The following is a 19,874-nucleotide window of genomic DNA, read 5'->3' as shown; positions in this document are numbered from 1 at the left end:
TAAAAGTATTGCGACATTGGTGTCGCTTGTGGTCGCAGTACGATACTTTGTAAGGGTGCTGTGCGGGTCTTTGATTCTAATACGTTGTATTTTAATGTGTTATATGAGGTGACATATTTGTCCTCAGGGTGCTGCTGCAAGGCTTTGATGGGCATAGGAAATGCGTCCTCAAAAGCACGGATTCGGAGTTATATCGAGAAGATTGGCACAAGTGACATTAGTTGTAGGAAGCTTTGTTCGTGATATGTTCACGTAATAGTATGATATAGTCGTAACTAAATACCATTGTTTAATGTTGTATTGCAGCTAGTTACTATTTTTTGATGTGCTTTGAGGTGTAGCTCGTTCTTTTTTTCTTAAGCAAATATGTAACTGTGGAGGGTGCTTGAAGGGAATTACTGATATACGCGGAAGAAAAGTTGTATATCGTCAGGTGTGGTAGCAATGTTCTCGAGATGTATGTGACATTTGGGGTGCGATTGACGACAAGAATGACATGTTTTGTAACTAGCTGATAAAAAATAGCAAAAGTTAAGATTAGGAATAAAAGGCGACCTTTGTGTCGCTTTTTTTTGTGTCCGATTTGGGTTTCATAATAAAGTCTTTAAAAACAAGTGGTTACATCGATAGTGCGACTGGCACGCTCTGTGCTCATAGAGCAGCGGAGAGAGTTTGGAGAAGTGAGCTGTCTTGTTAGCACTCCACTTTGGTTGGTGGAGAAGGCTCTTACTTGTTCTGACGAAGCCCCCGGGGGGCCGGGGGCTTAAATTTCTAAGTGGACGTTGAGATGCCGCAAGCGGCGCTAGCTCAACCTATTAGTGCATTATTTAACAAGAAGAAGTTGTGACAATGCTAGACCGCTTCCAAAATATATTAAAAGGTAAAGTAGCAGGGTACTGCTACATAATATTGGCGATCGCCAACTTTTCAGGAAATATTGTAGCAGCAAGAGCTATGGGTGATGTTATGCCACCTTCTATGCTCAACCTGTATCGCTGGACGCTTGCTACATTGATTGTTCTCCCGTTTGTTGCAAAACCAATGTGGAGAGAACGTCATTTGCTGAAAAAGCACTTTGTAACTCTTTGTGCTCTCGCTTTGCTTGGTCTTACCTTATTTGATTTATTCTTATTTATTGCTGGTCAGACAACTTCTGCACTGAATATTGCGCTCATCTCAACGTTGTCACCGCTGCTCACTGCTGTGGTTGCCCGAGTATTTATTGGTGAAAAAAGCACTCTGGCTACATATGTAGGGTGCGTTATCAGCATGATTGGTGTTGCCTATCTTGTAACACACGGAAATCTGTCACAGTTGGCCAACATTCAGTTTGGACGAGGTGACCTGTTCGTTATTTGTACCTGCGTGATGTCTGCTATCTACAACTCTACTGTAAAAGTTGTGAGTGAAAAAATTAGCCAGCTTGCACTCCTTGGTTCCATGTTTATTCTTGGTGTTGCTTTCCTCTTCCCGATTTTCTTGTGGGATGTGTACACAGGTGTTGAAATGGTTGAAGTGACAAGCAATATGTGGATGATTTTGACATACTTAGCCATTGGTGCATCCATTCTGTGTTACTTCTTCTGGAACTTGGCGGTTGAAATTATTGGCGCAACACGCACTACCCAATTTTACTATGTAATTCCGTTAGCAAGTGGTTTCCTCGCGTACATTTTCTTAGGCGAGCCAGTTTCTGAAACACAGCTTTACGGTGGTGCTGTAATCTTTGCAGGTATTCTGCTCTCCATGATGTCTGGTAGCCCTAAAAAGCAGACGCCTCAGGAAGTACAAGAGGAAGAAATGGCAGGAGTGCATCACACACCTGCTTCTCAACATGTATAAAAAAATGCCCGTGTGCAGCATGTAAGCATGTTCTTTTTAATGTTACTTTTGGCATAGTTTACTTTATTTCATATGCGAATTTAATTCTTACATTTTGCTTATGCTTTGTTGCACAAGCCCCCCTTCTATATTGCTTAGAAGGGGGGCATTTTTTGTGGGAGAACGTCTAGATATTTTTATGGAAAGGGTTGTTTCTTAGAAAGGTGGCATCATTGTTGTGGCAAAGCTTGATAGCAGAATTTCTTCGTGTCGGTAGTGCATACATCTACCCACTGTAAAGGCATGTTTATAGAGTACACCGGCTTTGTTTAGGATGCGTTATGGGAGTTCATGAGCGCGTTTGAGACGCAGGCTTAGAACGGCTGTTGTGTGCGTTTAGAGGCTAGCCCTCTTGGTGTAGAAAAAGTAGTTAGAAGAAAATTGAGCGGTAGGCAAATTGTGAGGTGGAAATAGTTTAGAGGCGTCTATCTACCGTATATAGCAAAAAAGCCCGCAGACTAGTGTCTGCGGGCTTTCTATAGTGTGTTGTGCTTTATGAATGATTAGCTAGCTTTTTTGAAGTCCTTGGAGGATTCAGCAAGGGTTTCTTCAATTTTATCTAATCGTTCAAGCTTATCTGCGATTTCAGGGTATTTTAAGCGAATAGGGTCTTCGTCTTTAAGCATTTTAAAGAGAGAAAGAACCATAGGGATGATAACGAAGATCATCAACGCGCCTGAAACGTTCGCAAATGTTTTCATTGGAGCGATACCGCCAATGAAGAGCATGGAAGCAGGAAGGATCGCCTGGAGGAAAGCCCAGAAGAAACGGTGACCAACGGTTGGGTGGTCGCCGATGCCGAGCTTACGGGTACAAGCAGTGGAGAGAGCATATGCAGCAGAGTCAACAGAAGTTGCGAGGAAGATTGTTGAGAATACGCAGTATGCGAGCAGAATGAGAACACCACCAGGGAGGCTGCTGAGTACTTTAACAACTGCCATAGCAGGACCGAACTCTTTAAGGATGCCTACTGCATCAAGAGCGCCGGTGAGCTGGAGGTTAAGTGTGTAGCCGCCGAAAACGCCGTGGATGAGCCAGCCGCCGAGCATGCCGAAGATAAGACCCATAGTCACGATCTGACGTACAGTTCTGCCTCGGGAGATACGTGCGATGAACAGACCCATGAACGGACCGTAGCTTGCCATCCAGAGTGCGTAGAACACTGTCCAGTCCTGAGGGAAGGAGCCACTGGTGTGTGGGTCAGTCCACAGGGACATGTGGAAGAAGTTGTTAACCATTACGCCAAATGCGTTTGTGAAGTTATCTACAATGTAGGTTGTAGGACCAACAACAAAAGCAAAACAAATGAGTGCAATAGCAATAATAAGGTTTACGTAACTAAGGTTAGCAATACCTTTTTCCAGACCTGCAGCAACACTGGCACTGAAAATTACTGTACTTGTAGCGAGTACGATGAGCTGGAGACCAATGGAAGGCTCAATACCAAAGGTTTCGGAGAGGGAGAATGCGATAATTGGAACAGAAATAGCCATTACTGCAGCGTTGGATGCAACAAGACCAATGCAGAAGAAGGAGTCGATAGCGGAGCCGAGAGGGCCGTTAACGCGATCGCCAAGAATTTCTTCACATGCAGTACTAATACGCAGAACAGGTTTTTTGCGTTTGTAGTACATGTAGCAGATAGGAATAGCACAAACTACATACCAGGACCAAGTGAGTGGTCCCCAGTGGAACAGTACATATGTAGTTGCCCACTCGTATGCTTCTTTAGAGAAAGGTTCAGCGTGCATTGGCGGGTAAGCAAGGTCAAAGAGCGGTTCCGCTACTGACCAGTACATTACAGCACCAGCTACACCGGTACAGAACATCATAGCAATCCAGGACATGTCGGAAAATGCTGGTTTTTCGTCTGGCTCACCAAACTTGATGTTACCGTATTTTGAGAAAATTAAATAAAGCGCAAGTCCAACAAAAGAAAGGGTGATCCACAAGAAAGCGGAGCCTGTGTATGTTGTCAGCATGCTGAAGATTGTTTTCAGGATGCCTTGGCTTTGATCTGGGTATAAGACGAATGGGATGCAAACACCTAAAATAACAAGTGAGGTTGGGATAAGGATTTTATAATCCGGTCTGAGGTCACTTGAAGAGGTGCTGTTAGGTTGTTCCATTTTTTCTCCTTGGTTGAACGTGCCAGGAGCGCCGTGTTTGAAATGTTAGCTGTGCGGCGCAGCGTAAAAAATTAGTCGTTTTGGAGTTGGGTCTGACGGCTAGTTCTAAGCATTATTTGTGCCATTTTTCACATTTAGATTTTACGCCACAAATTGTTGAAGCTAGCACTATCCGGTAGCTGGACTAAATTCAAGAAAGGAGGGGAGAGATGGATATGTGACAAAAATGACACTATATAATCATTATAAATAATAAATATAACGTATTACTGAATAGACAATAGTGTCGCAGAAGAGACATCTCTGTCTGCTTTTTTTGTTAAAGTTTGTTAACGCTCGGTGCTTGTTTGAAAAGCATAGAATGTAGGAACTGAAGGGCTAGGTATGGCGTGGGGAGACTATTTATTAGCTGCTATATTGGAGTGTTGAGTTGACTTTACAGCATTTCCCCTGCGGGAACGTACTATCAACGATATGAGAAAATAAAACGTAATCTGAGGAATGCAATTATTTTTATGTAGCATTTGGGCGTGAAGAGAGACTAACTCGCACGGTCGGGTTCTTTTACCGTGGTCAGCTTAGGGGCTGCATACGCATGAGGCACAGTGCAAAGGCAACTCGTGGTATGGTAATCTAAATCGCAGGCAGCGGTTGTGACTGTAGGAAGGTTGACCAAGATAAGGTCGCTGTTGCCGCATGGGGGGGGTGCTAAGCGAATTTGGACGATGGCGAGGGGTGGTGAAAATTTTCTGCAACGCCCTTGTGTTACCGAAGGGCGTTGCAGAAAAAAGTGGTTAAGCGGACTGGAGAGTTGCAATCATCTCTTTCAGTTGATTAGAAAGTGATGTCAGGTTGTCCATAGCTTTTTGTGCTTCATCCATGCGTAAGGATGTTGCTGCGGAGATGTTGTTGATTTCTCCGATGGACTGATTGATCTCTTCACTCGCGGCGGATTGCTGCGTTGTGGCTGTTGCAATTGCGCGAACCTGTGCCGATGCGGTTGTCACGCTGTTCATAATCAAATCAAATGTGCTTCCAGATTCTTTAATGCTTTTTGTCGCATTGCTTACCACGTCGATGGTTGTGTTCATCAATGCAACGTTTGTGTTTGTGCTTGTTTGGATGTTTTCGATAGCTGAACTTACCTGATTTGTTGCACTCATGGTGTGTTCTGCAAGTTTACGAACTTCATCTGCTACAACTGCAAATCCACGACCTGCATCACCTGCTCGAGCAGCCTCAATTGCTGCGTTGAGTGCAAGGAGGTTTGTCTGGTCTGCAATGTCATTAATAACGTTCATAATTTCACTAATGGCGGCTACTTCTTTGCCGAGAACGTTCATTTCTTGTTTGAGCTGCTCTGTGTGAGAATGAACATCTTGCACGGTTGCAATTGATTCGCTGATACCTTTCATCCCTGACGTAGCTTCTTCGTAAACCTTGTCAGAGTTTGTAGCGGCTTCATTTGTATTTTTAGCAACTTCAAGAATTGTGCAGTTCATTTCTTCCATGGCAGTGCCAAGTTCGCGGTTACGCTCACTTTGAATGGTTACATCACTCGCGGTAGATGTAATCTGTTCATAAAGCTCTCGAGAAACATGTCCTAAGGTCTCAACCACAGTTCCGAGCTGTTCTGCGGCTGTAAGCTGACCGCTTCTGTGCGCGTGCTCTGCTTCTTGTTGTGCCTTCTCTGCTGCAACCATTGCTTCTCTTGCTTCGGCAGAGTGCGTTTGGATTTCTTCCATGTTCGTTTTGAAGCGCTGCTCGTTGCGCTCAAGCGTTTCGCCAAGGTTGTTTACGGCATCTTGCATTGTGCCGATTTCATCCTTGGACTGAACAGAGCATCGGGCTTCAAGGTTGCCAGAGGCTAACGCTGCAACTGTCTGTGAAGTATGAATGATCGGGTTAGCAATGACAGAGGACAGTTTGTAGATGAACAAAATCGCGATGAGGAACGCAAGTACTGAACCTGCGATGAGTCCCATTGTCATTGTGTCAACTGGTGCAAGTACGACTTGCTTTGGAATGGAAAGCGCTACTGCCCACTTTTCTATTGTGTTACCCGGCTGCATTGGAACGAGAACACGGATTGTGTCATTGGTAGTGGAGGTAACAGCCTGACCGGATGATACTTGTGAAAGAAGGCTGGAAGCATCCTCAACGTATTCGCTGTATGGTTTATGAAGGGCGTCCGGTGTATTTGTTCGCGCCTGAACATTACCATTAGGGGCAATGATAGTTAATGTTGCCTGACCATCGAAGGCTTCGATGGAGTCAACGATTGTGCTTAAAAAGTCAGCTGATAAGTCAGTGCCGATTACGCCGAGAGCTTTTCCGTTTACCATAATAGGAACGGCTAGAGAGGTTACTTTAATTGTTCTGCCGACAGGATGATACTCTACTACGTTTGTTGCTATTTCACGGCGTGTGTTGCGCGGGTGAGTGTACCATGCAGAGTTTTCGTGGTCACGATACGACTTACATGGGTATAGTGAAAGATATCCCTTGGTTTTGTTCCAATATGGAATAAAGCGTCCTTCGGAGCCTGAGTGATCCGTGCCTGACGTATATTTGGAGTCGTCTCCATTATACGCATTCGGCTCCCATACAGACCAGATGCCAAAAAACTGCTCGTTTTTTTTGACTAACTGATGTTGCATTTCGGTTGCCTGATCACGTGTCGGCATTATGCCTTTAGCTCGTAAGCCTGCTAACGTAACAGCCAGAGATCGTGCTGCGGAAAACCCAGTTTCAAATTCTTGTTTAATGCGTAACGATTGTGCTGTTGCTGTTTCTTCAGCAAAAACCATAGCATCATCAATAGCGAACAAGCGCGAGTAGTATGTTGTTCCGGCGACAAGTCCGCTGAGGAAGATGGTGAAGAGAATAGAGATTGAGAAAATCAGTTTCGGTTTTAAGGATGTAAAATGCATGATTGATCCTATCTACAATCGTGATGTGTTGAAAAGACATGTAATATATAGTGATTAAGCAAAAATTACACCATGTTCTGATGGTATAAAGGAATCTCTCATAATTGGTAGTGCGTTTAGTGCAGTAAACAATGCGTGCTTACTTGCATGGTAAATGGCAGTTTCCCGACATTATTGGTGGCGACGACAACAATGTCGCTATTCTAATAGTCTGTTTATGTTGTTTAAAATAAAAAAGCAGTCATAGTGCGACAATGGTGTCGCTATTGTTTTTTAGAGGGTTGATGCTTTAAATGTGAAAGATAAACAATTCAGATACTTATGCGATTATAATGTATGGCATGATCTATGCTCTAGTACTAAACGAAATGAAAATAGTATGTGCCGACAAAAAACTAATGGATGCATGCAAAAAAGAATTTCTGTGAAGATACATCCTAATCCTGTGTCTTCATGCTATTTACAGTTTAGTTTCTGACATAACTTTATAGCCCCCCTTTAATTATTTTACCTGACTACGAATGCGCTTATCGTCGTCTGTGTAATATAATTTACCTTCCCCCTCTGATACTGCCTTAAAGAGGGGGAAGCTCATAAATAAGAAAAGGGTTCGCAATAGAAATACTGCGAACCCTTTTTGCTACGGAACTAAGAAGTTAGTGTGGCTTCTTTTAGTATTCTTTTGCTGTGATGACGTACTTACTTTTTTTTCATGGTGCAAGTGCGCAATCTAATAGTATTCATATCGTTTGTACTGTTTTTCACATTAGAGTAAACAGCAAAAAAATAAAATAAAGTTACGTAGCGAGTGGGTAGGGATGTTTTTGAAAATAGTTATGGATGAAATAAAGCGACACTGTTGTCGCTTGTATTTTTGATATTCAAAATATACGAACTGTTACGTAGTAGACGCTTTTGTCTTAAAGAACGACAAAAGCGTCTACTTTTTTTGTATCAGAAGAACTAAAGGGAACTTTTTAATTTATCAATTCCGAAAGAAGTGATTTCGTAAGACTGAATTAATGTTTCCTGTGCAGTAAGGCGTGCACTATTTTCTTTCAGAATTCCTACTGCCTTCAGTGACATAAGGTGGTTTTCAATTGAGCTACGGGTGAATTGTCCTTCGCCACCGTACTCAGACTCTAATTCAGAGAAAACATCTTGTGATGAGCGAGGTTTCATGTCTGAAAAAATATGAGCAATACTCATGCGAAGAGGGCGTTTATCAGCAAACATTCAAGGCTCCTAATCTACGTTACGTAAGTTAATCATGTCTTTAGGATTACCAACAACCATAAACATACCGGCTGTAATGGTAATTGCACCGAGAACAAGGTTCATGGTGAGTTCAGTATCCATGAAAATTGCACTAAAGATGATTCCCCACAGTGCGTAGGTAACGTTCATACCCATTGCACGGCTTACGCCTGTCATGTTCATAGCGCGGTACCACATAAGGTATGAAATAGCGCCAAATACCCCTGCGAATACAATGAGGGAGCCTGCGTTTGACCATGCTGCTTCAGAAATAACCATGTAGCCGCCAACAGCTGGAATAATAACTAAAAGGTAGGTAGTGGCAGAAACGAGCTGGCGAATGTTCAGTACTGCCGCCGGATCGAGCAGATCCATACCGTAAGCAGCACATACGCCTTCGGAACCCCAACCCAGTGTCGCAACGAAAGCGAATGCGATACCGAGGTAGAAAAATTCATCAGAGCCACCGGTAGGTGGGGTGTAGCCAATGATAATAGCACCCGCGATGCACATAGCCAGTCCGCACCAAGCGAGTTTTGTGATTTTTTCTTTAAGCACAACAATTGCGAGAAGTGACGCGATTGCTGGGTATAAGGTTGTGATAGGAAGTACAAAAGCAGGACCAGCAAATTTGAGTGCGAGCAGATAGCCACCCATGCCGATAGGACCGCCTAGCAGTGAACCAAGGCACACGAATTTCCCTGGTTTGCTGAAGAGGCTTCGTGTAATTTCTTTAATTTTGCCTGTGTAACAGTTTACTGCAGTTACAACTATTGCTGATGCTGCATCGTGCATTGCTGCTGCGGACAAAGGAGCAAGAAGCCAAAGTGAAGCATCCGTGAAAGGACCCATTGTCAGAGCTATACCAAGAATAACCCCGTCAAGTCCCCAAGTCATTCCGGACAGGAGTGCAACCAAAATTCCTGTCTTTGCAAACCGCAAATCTCTCTGAGATTTAAGCTGTTCGATAGTTGTTGCGTGTGCCGCCATATATACATTCTCCTTAAGTGTAATACCCCCATCTAAGCACGTAGCGTGCCAGTTTGCTTGTGAGCCTTTTAACATGCGGTAGGTTAGTGGTTGCTATCAGAGCTTATAATGATTCGGGTATTCAGCCTGTGCATTGCTGTGCTAAAGGAGAGTGGATACGGCTTATAGGCTGTCTGGTTTCAGGTATAAGCTTGTGTGTAAGTGCAAGTTTTTGTGTTTAGGGGGACGGGCAGTCGCAACTCGAGTAGCATTGTGCAGTTGATGTGGTAATGGGGAGCATCTCTTACATCTTTAATAATGCCAAAGTATTGTACGTTGTGCTCCGCGTTGGCTATCACCAATCAGGCGTGGTTGGTATTTCTTGCTACTACAGCTTGTATTTTACGTATTGCATGGTTTTTTCCGAAATTGTTTTGAAAATGGAGATGAGGCAAAGCAAAATAAGGAATCAGTATGACCAAACTACCATCAAGTATCTTCAACGAGGTCATTGGTCCGGTTATGATCGGACCTTCAAGTTCTCACACAGCAGCACCGTCGCGTATCGGGAATTTAGCAGGTCAACTGAGTGGTGGGACACTGTCACGGGTGACAGTGACGTTCGAGGAAAACGGTTCATTTGCGACCACCTACAGAGGGCAAAAATCCGATCAAGGATTGGCTGCCGGATTGATGGGAATGTCCCCGCATGACCCGCGTCTCTCTGATGCGTTATCGATTATTGAGCAAGCCGGAATCGCCCTTACATTTGAAGTAAAAAGCTTTGAGGCAGACCATCCAAATGTTGTGTATCTGGATATGGTTAACCAGCAGGGAGAGCTTGTTACTGTAAAAGCTTTGTCGACAGGTGGCGGGCGTATTGAGTTTAACGAAATAAACGGATGCCCTGTGTATCTGGCAGGAGATTACTACGAACTTGTTGTCATGTTTGAAGGGGATAGATCTTTTTCATTGGAACAGCAGTTGAGTAAAATCTGTCGGGTGTTAACAGGGGCAGGCATTACGTTGCACGGAAGTTTTGTAAGTGACAATGGTAAAGCCGGTGTTGAAAGCCGTGCGGTCATTGTCGTGCATATGCGTGAACAACTTTCGCAGGAACGTATGGACTCTATTCAAGTGCTGTGTGGAAAGGCATTGCTGCGTAATCTTGTTCCCGTAATGCCTGTTATGGCATCAGAACAGTGTGAAGTTCCCTATACTCGCGCAGAAAAAATGTTGGAGTGGTGCAGTCAACAAGGTGATGTTCCACTGTGGCAGGCTGCCGTGAAGTATGAATCGGCTCGAGCTAATCTGGATGAACGTAACGTCATTGAGATGATGAGAGAAATTGCGGAAGTGATGGAATCTGCCATTGCCACAGGTCTTACTGGTGACTTTTTTATGAGGGGATTTTTAACGCCTTCTGCTGGAAAGTTACATGCTGCTTTAAAGCAGCAAAAATTTATTCCGACAGGCATGCTGGATATGGCAACCGTTATGGCGGTAGCAGTGATGGAGCTAAACTCTTCAATGGGACGTGTTGTAGCTGCTCCTACAGCAGGTTCATGTGGTGTTTTGCCTGCCGCAGTGTTCAGCGCACTTGATGCGCTTGGTGTTCCATCGGAAGAGCGAGGCGAAAGAGCTGCTAAGGCGTTGCTGTCCGCAGGTCTTATCGGTGTATTTATTAGTGAGCAGTCTACGTTTGCGACGGAAGTGTGTGGGTGTCAGGCGGAATGTGGTTCCGCTGCAAGTATGGCGGCAGCTGCATTGGTGGATATGGCTGGAGGTTCTGCACTGGATGCTTGCAATGCCGCCGCTCTCGCAATGCAAAATTCGTTAGGACTTACATGTGATCCTGTCGCTGAACAGGTTGAAATTCCTTGTATCGGTCGAAATGTTGGCGCAGTAAGCAATGCAGTTTCATCAGCAAACCTTGCTATGTTCGGTTTTAAAGGAAATTTACCGCTTGATGATGTTATTAGCGCTATGTGGGAAGTTGGGCATACCCTGCCGGATACATTACGATGTACTGGTAAAGGCGGATTGTGCACGACTCCTTCCGGCAAGAGAATAAAAAAAGAAGTCGATAGTATTCGGTTTGCTTCTTAGCATCCTTTTGTAACATTAAATATAGTACTAATTGTGAGAACCACAATTGTGTTAATTACGTAAGTTTACATGCCCCCGTTATGTTTGTGTATAGCGGGGGTGTTGTGTTTTCTTTGTCACTGAACGCTAATCAAATAAGTATCTGGCAGAAAATACAGTAGATTTGTTATTGGGGCAAAGTCCGTGTGCTCCTTATTCTATGCGTAACTGAAAAAACTGGATTCGTTTCATTAAAAAGTAGGTAGCGTTTTTCTAATTTTTATGAGCAATTAACATCTTGACTCTGAGAATGGATTTCAATATCAGAAAAAGCGATATAAAAAGGTAGGCGTTTTGTGAAAGAAAATGTGTTTGACCGTGAAGCAAAGGTCATCCGCAATGCACGCTTGAAATTAGCAGAAGGCGTGTTTCTGAAAAAAAGCGGAGAGCAGCACTATAAGGATTTGCTTGGGGAGTACGAAAAAGTTGTACGCCAAAGTAAAAGACTGCTGAAGATGGGGGATCGGATGCAGCATGCGCTTTCTTCGTTGAATGAAGAATTGCAATTGCGTGAGCAAACCTATCGGGGAATTTTTGAAAATGCTACAGAGGGGATTTATCGCACTGACGCAAATGGAGTGCTGCTGGAAGTAAATGCAGCCCTTGCGGCAATGCTTGGATACGAGACTCCGCAGGAGTGCTTGGAGCAAGTATCTGAAATGGAATACTTTTTCCAAAGCGCGCAAGCTGTGCGGCAATACAACAACGTGCTGCGCAATAAGCTTGTAGTCAAAACCATGCATGCAAAATTTTGTAGTGCGGACGGCGGGTATGTATGGGTTGAGATCAACGCAGGTGCAATTGAATCGCAGTCTGAAGAAGGGCGCAAGCTTGCAGGTGTAGTGGGCGTTGTCGCAGATATCACAGAACGCAAGCGAATGATGCGCGAGATGTGCCGACTGGCACGTACAGATTGTCTGACCGGATTGTGGAACAGGGGATATTTTGTAGAGCTTGCAGCGCAAGAGATAGCTCGCTGCAAACGTTTTTCAAATGACCTTTCCATCTTATTGGTAGATATTGATTATTTCAAACGTGTGAATGATGACTACGGGCACGATGTCGGGGACAAGGTGCTTGTAGGGGTTGCAGATATCTTGCGTGAAACATTGCGTGAAGTGGATGTCGTTGCCCGTTTTGGTGGAGAAGAGTTTGTAGTGATGCTTCCTGATACCTGTCTTACTGCGGCACATTGTGCGGCGGAGCGGTTGTGCGATGCGGTTCGCAAACATGATTTCTCCTATGACAGGCACAGAACTATTAACGTAACGGTCAGCATTGGCGTTACCGCATATGAGAACTCATCTATGAGTTTTGACCTGTTAGTAAAGCGTGCCGATACTGCTATGTACGCTGCAAAACATAACGGGCGTGACAGGGTGGAATACTGCCCTGCTGATCCAGTTGTCTAGCTTTGAGCATCGTTCACTGTTTTCTGAAAACTCCTTTTGCAAAGAGTACAAGGTTATTACATGGAAGAATTTTTTGTTGCGCAAACAAAGTCATCTCCGCGAATACACTTTAATCCGCAAACGCATCAGCATGAAATAATCGGCGAATCTTATCCGGAAAACAGCGCTAAATTTTATGGGCCAATGTTCAGCTGGCTGGAAGTGTATCTCGGAAATGTGTGCAATGCCACAGTCGAGCTTTCGTTGGATATTGTATATTTTAACAGCTCCAGTTCCAAAGTTTTTATGGATTTACTTGATCTGTTGGATGATGCAGCATCGCTGAGTACCAAAGTTGTGGTGAACTGGCGATACCATGAAGAGAATGAACTGGCACTTGAGTGCGGTGAAGAGTTCATGGAAGACATACAGAACATACATTTTAATCTGGTAAGTTATCAGTAGATGAGGTGCCTCTTGTCACTGCTCTTGTACCGCCATTTGCGTGGTGAGATATGGAATTAATGCCAATTAGTGCGCCAAGCTCCAGCTTTGCAGAATTAAGTGATGAGCGGGTGCAGCGTGCTGTACTCCGGTCTCTTCATTCTTTTGCAGAATCGCTTGGCAATGCTATCGATGCTAAAGATCACTGCACCTGTCTCCATTCAGAAGAAGTTGCAATAATTTCTCAAGCAATCGGAATGCAGCTTGATTTGTCGAAACTGGAGACAAGGCTGCTCCATATAGCAGGACATCTGCATGATATTGGGAAGATAGGTGTCCCTGATGCTATTCTGAAAAAATCAGGCGCACTTACAGATGATGAATATGCAGAAATTAAACGACATCCGCAGTTAGGTGCAGAAATTGTTGCACCGGTGATGGGAGCTGTGGGGAATGGCGAGATTGTGAAAGTGATATTGCACCATCATGAGCGCTTTGATGGCAGAGGCTATCCTGATGGTTTGAAAATGTATGATATTCCTCTGGGCGCTCGTATTATTGCTGTCGCTGATAGTTTTTCCGCTATGTTGCAGAATAGACCGTACCGTGCTGCTATGACGTATGAAGATGCAGTAACTGAAATTGTGCAGTGCGCTGGAACGCAGTTTGATCCGGAAATTGTAACTGCCTTTTTTGAAATCAAAGATAACGTACGTGAACTGCTCCAAACTATACGTGGATTTGATGTACTGATTTAATATAGCTTTCATAGTTTAGAAATGCTTTCAGCTGTGGTACAGAATAACTACATGCGTTGTGTCGTAAATAATAACTTCTGTATTTGCAGTTAGGCGTTTTAAAAAACTACTGGTTAGTGACTACAAACTAATGTATGCCTCTTCACACAATCTTAAAGAATAAGGTGTTTGTATGATTAAAAATATTCTTCCTAAATCACCCGTTGCGGCAGCTGGAGTAGGACTTCTTCTTGGAGCAGGCATAGGTGGTGTGAAAGGCTGGCTGGAATTTCGACGCGGCGAATCAACTAAAAAAGAAGCTGTTGCAGGAGCCATTAAACAAGGACTTATGTTCGGCGGCGTAGCTGCTGTTTCTACTTTTGCCAGTGGCAGTAAAGGCGGTGGTGCTGGGCTTGCAACCATGGCTGTTGTCGGCATGAGTGGCGGCGGTGGCGGTGCATTACCAAACATGTTGCTCGGCATGGCTGGCGGTGGCGGCGGTGGTCGCGGCGGCGGTATGGGGGGCGGCATGGGCGGAATGAGCAAAATGGGCGGCGGTCAAGGCGGCGGTGGTCGTGGTGGACAGGGCGGTCAAGGTGGCGGCTCCGGTGGCGGTCGTAACCAGTCTTCCGGCTCAATTTTAGATACTATTTCTTCTGCTGTTACCGATTTGATCTTGCCGGATGAAAATAAAAAACAGCAAACCGTACAGGCAATTCCAGCAGCACAGCCTGCTATTGAAACAGAAACTGTGGTTGCTGAGGTTGTGGAGCCAGTACAGCAGGATGTTGTTGCTGAATCTTGCGAGGAAGCACCTGAACAGGTATCCTCTGAAACACTTGATAACGATATAGAACAAGAAGAAAGCAAAAATAAAACACCGTAACAGGGGTTACTCTTCGGTCTGAAATGGTTTTCTTCACGGAGAATATATGGATTTTGCTACTGTTGCTAAGCTGCGTAAATATCTATCTGTTAAGCATCATATTCCGGGGAGGATCAGGATTTTATTTGATAAATCTATCATGACGGACCCTGAAGCATTGAAGCTTGTTAAAACTGCGCCTAAGACATTGCCGGAAGCAGTTAAAAAAACAAAGTTGAATATTTTTACCAAAACCCTTGTTATTGAATACGATTCTAAGCGAGTTCCACCCAAGTTACTTGAGGAGCTGATTAATGCTCCTTCAGATAAAGCAGCAAGTGCGATTGTCGAAAAACTCTACTCCTTGCTGTATTAGGGGATGTTGTTACTTGTAAGTTTGTGCTGCTTGCTTTTTCCTATTAAGGTACTATCCAGCAAGTAATTAGTTTCGACGTAGCTTTGCTATCTCTAGAATATATTTTCACTTTTGCTTTGCATGGAGAAAAAGCTAACGAGCATTCCTGTGCATACAATGTAAAAACATATCCTAAGTAGATCTTTCCTGTCTCACAGCCCTGTCTTTTTCTACGAAGACAGGGTTTTTTTTATATAAAAATGTTGACGATGATAATCGTTTTCATTAGAAAGGGATGAAGAGATTGGGAGAAAATTCATGGATAAATACATTCAAGAAAAAGCAAGACGATTTGCAGCGCAGTGTGACAAGTTGGACTTTGATCCAACCACACCTGCCTGTTCCGTTTGTGCACTAAAAAAACGTTCGCGTTGCCGAGACTACGGGCTGCTGCTCTCTCTTTGCGGAGTTATGATTTGTAACCAGTTTAACCTTGGTGTTGGACAGGCCGTCTGCCATGGTTTTTTGAATGTATTCATGAATAAAATCGCTGCAAATCAAGGATATAATAAGAAAACATTGCTTCAAAATTGCTAATTCATTTTTATAATGTTAGCAGATCTCGAGACGATACTTTTTGTTGTGAAGTCTTTGCGGTAAAATATATCGCAAAGACTCTTTTTTTATCTAGTGGGGAGATTTTGCTTATGAAAGAACTTTCAGAAAAAATTTTGTTAGTGGCAGCCGGAGCAGCTGTTGGTGCTGTTGGCTATCTGGCATGGAAAAATAGAGATGAGCTTCATGAGTTATTAGATGTAGCTCTTGATAAAGGCAAAGAGCTTGTCGAAAAACAAGTAGAAGAAATGGGAGACCTTGTTTCCCAGTCTAAAGAGGAAGGTGTTAAATAATGGCTGTAAACAGATTAGCGTATTTCTTCGCAGGTGCAGTGCTTGGAGCTGCTGGGCTGGCTATGGTTAAAACCGGAAAAGGGCAGGAGCTTGTTTCCGGCATGATTAACGGTGGCTGCGGCTTGGCAGAAAACGTGCTTGGTCGTGTAGAAACTGTGAAAGAAGACATTGAAGATTACATGGCAGAATTAAAGTACAAAGCTGAGCAGGAAAAAGAAGCTGCTGAAGCTTGTGCACAGGACGTTGCTGAACAGGAAGAAGTGGAAGCAGTTGCTGATGTTGAAATTGACATTGCGTCTGAAGACGTTTCTGAAGCAGATGAGGAAAGCGTTACGGATTCTGAAACCGGCAAGGCTTAGTAATTCATTCGCACGGATATTGTGTGAGACTGGTGCACACGCACAACGAGTGGCGGAGAATAGATGACGGTTATACGAAGTTTTCCGGGACGAATCCGGTTTGCGGCGCAAAGTCCTGCTGCGGTACAATATTTACAGCAGCAAGCTGAAAAAGCGCTCGATACGATTAAAACTGATGTTGCAGTAGAATATAACCCTCGCACAAAGCGCGGATTATTACTCTTTGAAAAAAATAGAGAACTGACAGACCTGCTTGTTGGCGTCATTGACGGTATGGCGCATACCTTGTCTTCAACGTTTGTTGAGTCAGATGCAGATGGTGCATGCGGTGAATTGGTTCCTGTGGCAGAAGGTGTAGCGCAGTCTGAAGAGCATGTGGAAAACCCCGTATGGGTCATCTCTAAAAAGGTCATAAACCATTATATGACCCGCATGTTTATGCCTGCAACAATCCGTCCTTACTGGACGGCTTTCAACGTTGCCCCGCTTATATGGGAAGGGTTAAAGTCATTAGGTCAGCGTAAGCTTGATGTGAATGTTCTTGACGCTGCTGCTGTAGGCTCCGCGCTTGCCATGCGTGATTTTAATACGGCGGGCACGATTAACTTATTGCTCGATATTAGCGAAACTCTCGAAGAATGGACAAAAGAAAAATCTCGCAGTGACATAGCTGCATTGTTCTGCGGTGATAAAAAGCCTGTTTGGGTTATGCGAGATGATGAGCCTGTTGCGGTTTCTCCGGATGAGCTTGTTGTCGGTGACCTTGTTGTTGTTCGCTCCGGTGCGCGCATTCCTGTTGATGGCATTGTTGCAGAGGGTACAGCCCTTGTAAACCAGTCCTCAATGACAGGCGAACCGCTTGCTGTAGAGAAAAGCGTGCAGAGTGAAGTTTACTCTGGAACAGTTGTAGAAGAGGGGCGTATTATCATATACGCCGAATCTGTCGGCGATGAAACTCGTTTTGCCAAGATTGCGAAAATCTTGACAGAATCTGATGATCGTAAAGCGGACATACACAGCCAAGCCGTGAAAATGGCAGATAAAATTGTTCCATTCTCCTTTATTCTGTCTGGAATTGTCTATGCGGTAACCCGCAATGCAACGCAAGCGGCAGCAGTACTGCTTGCGGATTATTCCTGCGCTATTAAGCTGGCAACGCCGCTTGCTGTTCGCTCTGCAATGCTGGAAGCTGCACATAATGGTGCTGTAATCAAAGGCGGCAAGTATCTTGAACATCTTTCAAAACTTGATGCTATAGTTCTGGATAAAACAGGTACGCTTACAGAGGCGCGTCCAGAGGTTGTACAAGTGTGCGCACTTAACGGCTTCAGCGAAGAGTTTGTATTACAACAGGCTGCCTGCATGGAAGAACATTTCCCGCATCCCGTTGCGGATGCCGTTGTGCGAAAAGCAGATGAAGAGGGACTTGTTCATTCTGAGGATCATGCAGAGGTCGAATACATTCTTGCTCATGGTATAGCCACAACGCTTGATGGGCAGCGCACAGTTTTGGGCAGCAAGCATTTTGTACATGAAGATGAACATATTTCATTTGAAGGTGCAGAGGATGTTATTGCAGAGTGCTCTGGTGCAGGGCTTTCCTTGCTGTATTTTGCATGCGGAGGAGAGCTAGCCGGTGTTCTTGCCATTAAAGACCCAGTCCGCGAAGACGCAGAGCAGTTTATTCGTAATCTGGAAGGCATGGATGTTGAGCGTATCATTATGCTGACAGGTGACGGTGAAGATACTGCTGCATCTGTTGCGGCTGATCTGCGTATCAACGAATACTATGCACAGGCATTGCCGGACGAAAAAACAGAGCTGATTACCAGCCTGCGATCTGAAGGCTACACCGTTGCAATGGTCGGCGATGGTATTAACGATTCCGCTGCGCTTACCACAGCTGATGTAGGTGTATCGATGAAGCACGGGGCAGACATTGCACGTGAGGCTTGCGACATTATGCTTACTGGTGAACGTCTGGATAGCCTTACCGACGCAATGGAAGTCTCAAAGCGCGTTATGCGGCGTATTAAGCGCAACTTTATGTTTATTGTTGCAAGTAATACTCTGTTTATCGGATTGGGTGTGACGGGGCTGATTACTCCGGCTCTCATGGCGCTTTTGCATAATTCCGGTACTGTTCTCACATGCGTACACTCAATGCGCCCGATGTTACCGGAACGGAAAGACGCGTAATTTGCGCTCTTATCAGAAATAAAAAAACATGCGGCAATCGTCGCATGTTTTTTTATTTTGTCCAACGTGAATTTTTCATTGTATGTGCAGAAATGGCAGGCTGTCTTTTCCCTTACAAGATAGAAGTAAAAAAATGCAGGTGTAGCGGGGCTACGTCAAAGCAAAATTTTACAGATTGTTCATTAAGGAAAAAAACATGACAGCTGTGCAGCAATACAATTCAAAAACATCCTATGAAAAAAGAGTTCGCTTATTTTGGTAAAGATGGGCAGCCATCAGGGTCAGCCATACGCCACCAGCAACTGCGTGTCCTTTTTCAGAAAAAGCCAGTAACGCAAGTGTGGTAGCACCAGCGCAGAGTAAACCTCTTTTTACAACTCTTCTTCCGCTTCTTCCAATTACAGCACGGTTAAAGCTGCTCAGTTTACTTTTGATCTGTTCCGGCTCTAATCCCAGACCTTCAGCGATTTTGCAGAAAAGCTTATCGGCGCTTACTGCTGCCTGATCGAAAAGAACAAGAATGCTGCCAACTCGCTTGTTAACTGCAACCTCAACTACGCCTTTGGTTTTAGCTAATGATTCTTTGATTGCATTGGCATGTTCTTCTATTTTCAGTGATTCACATCTAAAACGGAAGCGTGCATGTTCTACGGTTGTTGCGCTCATAGTATCGGCTCCTTGGTATATCGACACTGTACGTGAATGAAGTATGGCAAAAAGTATATTTATAGAAGATCGGTTGTGAGATCAAGATAGGAAGATGTGAGTAACAAATCAGCATTGTTGAAAAAAGTAGAGAAGCAGAAGTGGGTGCTTCTGCTTCTCTATTGGTTCGTATTTGCGTGAACACTGAGCGCGTAGATAAAGCAATGCCGTTGCAGCTGGACGAATGCTGCTTGTCATATGCTTTGCATTGAACGTGGGGTGTTGCTGGCGCATTTTTTACAATGCGTGCCTTATAATCAATGCATTATTCAGTGTTAACGAGAATACGGACTTTTTGTTGCTCATTAAGTAAAAAAGTTTGTTTCGCAGTAATTGCGCTGTGCTGATATTTTTATCGCAGAATATTGTCACAGAAACTTTTTTTACTCATAACATCTCTAAATGTTAGATAACTACGTACCACAAGAAATAGAATATGTGTAGAACATTTGTAAAATTCTTTATGCAACCTATCAGTAGTGTAGAGAACTATATGAAGGGCAGCATTATAACTGTTAGCGTATCGTGGGAAGTTACGATTATACGACGGGATTATGAAAAAAGCGAGCGGGGGGAACTGATGGGGGATAGTAT

The 19,874-nt window shown here is 44.1% G+C and carries 16 protein-coding genes; 11 read left to right on the top strand and 5 right to left on the bottom strand.

Annotation, left to right across the window (positions count from 1 at the left end):
• The first annotated feature begins 849 nt into the window (after positions 1 to 849).
• The gene (locus N4A56_RS05215; protein WP_295545522.1) at positions 850 to 1,842 is read left to right on the top strand and encodes a DMT family transporter; all 993 of its coding nucleotides are present in this window, start codon (positions 850 to 852) and stop codon (positions 1,840 to 1,842) included.
• A gap of 542 nt (positions 1,843 to 2,384) precedes the next feature.
• Here the strand turns inward: N4A56_RS05215 and N4A56_RS05210 are convergent.
• From N4A56_RS05210 to N4A56_RS05195, 4 genes are all read right to left on the bottom strand, one after another.
• Positions 2,385 to 4,010: a BCCT family transporter gene (locus N4A56_RS05210; protein WP_295545521.1), complete on the bottom strand. Its 1,626-nt coding sequence runs from the start codon at positions 4,008 to 4,010 to the stop codon at positions 2,385 to 2,387.
• A gap of 794 nt (positions 4,011 to 4,804) precedes the next feature.
• A complete protein-coding gene (locus N4A56_RS05205; protein WP_295545519.1) occupies positions 4,805 to 6,943 on the bottom strand; it encodes a methyl-accepting chemotaxis protein in 2,139 nt (712 codons plus the stop codon).
• Between the two features lie 963 nt (positions 6,944 to 7,906).
• Positions 7,907 to 8,179 (bottom strand): hypothetical protein, encoded by a 273-nt coding sequence (locus N4A56_RS05200; RefSeq protein ID WP_293671120.1) that lies wholly within the window; start codon positions 8,177 to 8,179, stop codon positions 7,907 to 7,909.
• Between the two features lie 9 nt (positions 8,180 to 8,188).
• Positions 8,189 to 9,190 (bottom strand): DMT family transporter, encoded by a 1,002-nt coding sequence (locus N4A56_RS05195; protein WP_293671121.1) that lies wholly within the window; start codon positions 9,188 to 9,190, stop codon positions 8,189 to 8,191.
• A 453-nt stretch (positions 9,191 to 9,643) separates the two neighbouring features.
• Between N4A56_RS05195 and N4A56_RS05190 the strand changes: the two genes are divergently transcribed.
• The 10 genes from N4A56_RS05190 to N4A56_RS05145 all read left to right on the top strand — a co-directional run bounded on the left by N4A56_RS05190 (position 9,644) and on the right by N4A56_RS05145 (position 18,575).
• Entirely contained in the window at positions 9,644 to 11,278 is a 1,635-nt protein-coding gene (locus N4A56_RS05190) for an L-serine ammonia-lyase, iron-sulfur-dependent, subunit alpha (protein ID WP_295545516.1), read from the top strand.
• Positions 11,279 to 11,613: 335 nt separating this feature from the next.
• A complete protein-coding gene (locus N4A56_RS05185; protein ID WP_295545515.1) occupies positions 11,614 to 12,729 on the top strand; it encodes a sensor domain-containing diguanylate cyclase in 1,116 nt (371 codons plus the stop codon).
• A 60-nt stretch (positions 12,730 to 12,789) separates the two neighbouring features.
• The gene (locus N4A56_RS05180) at positions 12,790 to 13,173 is read left to right on the top strand and encodes a DUF1987 domain-containing protein (protein WP_293671124.1); all 384 of its coding nucleotides are present in this window, start codon (positions 12,790 to 12,792) and stop codon (positions 13,171 to 13,173) included.
• Between the two features lie 50 nt (positions 13,174 to 13,223).
• Positions 13,224 to 13,910: an HD-GYP domain-containing protein gene (locus N4A56_RS05175; protein WP_293671125.1), complete on the top strand. Its 687-nt coding sequence runs from the start codon at positions 13,224 to 13,226 to the stop codon at positions 13,908 to 13,910.
• Positions 13,911 to 14,082: 172 nt separating this feature from the next.
• Complete coding sequence (locus N4A56_RS05170) at positions 14,083 to 14,775, top strand: hypothetical protein (protein ID WP_295545512.1); 693 nt, start codon at positions 14,083 to 14,085, stop codon at positions 14,773 to 14,775.
• 46 nt (positions 14,776 to 14,821) lie between these two features.
• Positions 14,822 to 15,130: an HMA2 domain-containing protein gene (locus tag N4A56_RS05165; RefSeq protein WP_295545510.1), complete on the top strand. Its 309-nt coding sequence runs from the start codon at positions 14,822 to 14,824 to the stop codon at positions 15,128 to 15,130.
• A 297-nt stretch (positions 15,131 to 15,427) separates the two neighbouring features.
• Positions 15,428 to 15,706 (top strand): hypothetical protein, encoded by a 279-nt coding sequence (locus N4A56_RS05160; RefSeq protein WP_295545508.1) that lies wholly within the window; start codon positions 15,428 to 15,430, stop codon positions 15,704 to 15,706.
• Positions 15,707 to 15,816: 110 nt separating this feature from the next.
• On the top strand, positions 15,817 to 16,017 hold the full coding sequence (locus N4A56_RS05155; protein ID WP_293671131.1) for a hypothetical protein: 201 nt from the start codon (positions 15,817 to 15,819) through the stop codon (positions 16,015 to 16,017).
• The gene (locus N4A56_RS05150; protein WP_293671132.1) at positions 16,017 to 16,376 is read left to right on the top strand and encodes a hypothetical protein; all 360 of its coding nucleotides are present in this window, start codon (positions 16,017 to 16,019) and stop codon (positions 16,374 to 16,376) included. Before N4A56_RS05155 ends, N4A56_RS05150 begins: the two co-directional genes overlap by 1 nt.
• Before the next feature lie 63 nt (positions 16,377 to 16,439).
• Positions 16,440 to 18,575: a heavy metal translocating P-type ATPase gene (locus tag N4A56_RS05145; protein WP_293671134.1), complete on the top strand. Its 2,136-nt coding sequence runs from the start codon at positions 16,440 to 16,442 to the stop codon at positions 18,573 to 18,575.
• A gap of 231 nt (positions 18,576 to 18,806) precedes the next feature.
• Here the strand turns inward: N4A56_RS05145 and N4A56_RS05140 are convergent, their stop codons facing one another.
• Positions 18,807 to 19,241, bottom strand: coding sequence for an HMA2 domain-containing protein (locus N4A56_RS05140; protein ID WP_293671136.1), 435 nt, complete (start codon positions 19,239 to 19,241; stop codon positions 18,807 to 18,809).
• Positions 19,242 to 19,874 lie beyond the last annotated feature (633 nt).

The sequence above is a fragment of the Halodesulfovibrio sp. genome (genome assembly GCF_025210605.1).
Classification (GTDB): Bacteria; Desulfobacterota; Desulfovibrionia; order Desulfovibrionales; family Desulfovibrionaceae; genus Halodesulfovibrio.
This window is presented reverse-complemented; position numbering and strand designations above follow the sequence as displayed.

Coding starts and splice junctions, on each gene's coding strand:
- N4A56_RS05215 (WP_295545522.1), top strand. CDS start 850: ATGCTAGACCGCTTCCAAAATATATTAAAAGGTAAAGTAGCAGGGTAC.
- N4A56_RS05210 (WP_295545521.1), bottom strand. CDS start 4,010: ATGGAACAACCTAACAGCACCTCTTCAAGTGACCTCAGACCGGATTAT.
- N4A56_RS05205 (WP_295545519.1), bottom strand. CDS start 6,943: ATGCATTTTACATCCTTAAAACCGAAACTGATTTTCTCAATCTCTATT.
- N4A56_RS05200 (WP_293671120.1), bottom strand. CDS start 8,179: ATGTTTGCTGATAAACGCCCTCTTCGCATGAGTATTGCTCATATTTTT.
- N4A56_RS05195 (WP_293671121.1), bottom strand. CDS start 9,190: ATGGCGGCACACGCAACAACTATCGAACAGCTTAAATCTCAGAGAGAT.
- N4A56_RS05190 (WP_295545516.1), top strand. CDS start 9,644: ATGACCAAACTACCATCAAGTATCTTCAACGAGGTCATTGGTCCGGTT.
- N4A56_RS05180 (WP_293671124.1), top strand. CDS start 12,790: ATGGAAGAATTTTTTGTTGCGCAAACAAAGTCATCTCCGCGAATACAC.
- N4A56_RS05175 (WP_293671125.1), top strand. CDS start 13,224: ATGGAATTAATGCCAATTAGTGCGCCAAGCTCCAGCTTTGCAGAATTA.
- N4A56_RS05170 (WP_295545512.1), top strand. CDS start 14,083: ATGATTAAAAATATTCTTCCTAAATCACCCGTTGCGGCAGCTGGAGTA.
- N4A56_RS05165 (WP_295545510.1), top strand. CDS start 14,822: ATGGATTTTGCTACTGTTGCTAAGCTGCGTAAATATCTATCTGTTAAG.
- N4A56_RS05160 (WP_295545508.1), top strand. CDS start 15,428: ATGGATAAATACATTCAAGAAAAAGCAAGACGATTTGCAGCGCAGTGT.
- N4A56_RS05155 (WP_293671131.1), top strand. CDS start 15,817: ATGAAAGAACTTTCAGAAAAAATTTTGTTAGTGGCAGCCGGAGCAGCT.
- N4A56_RS05150 (WP_293671132.1), top strand. CDS start 16,017: ATGGCTGTAAACAGATTAGCGTATTTCTTCGCAGGTGCAGTGCTTGGA.
- N4A56_RS05145 (WP_293671134.1), top strand. CDS start 16,440: ATGACGGTTATACGAAGTTTTCCGGGACGAATCCGGTTTGCGGCGCAA.
- N4A56_RS05140 (WP_293671136.1), bottom strand. CDS start 19,241: ATGAGCGCAACAACCGTAGAACATGCACGCTTCCGTTTTAGATGTGAA.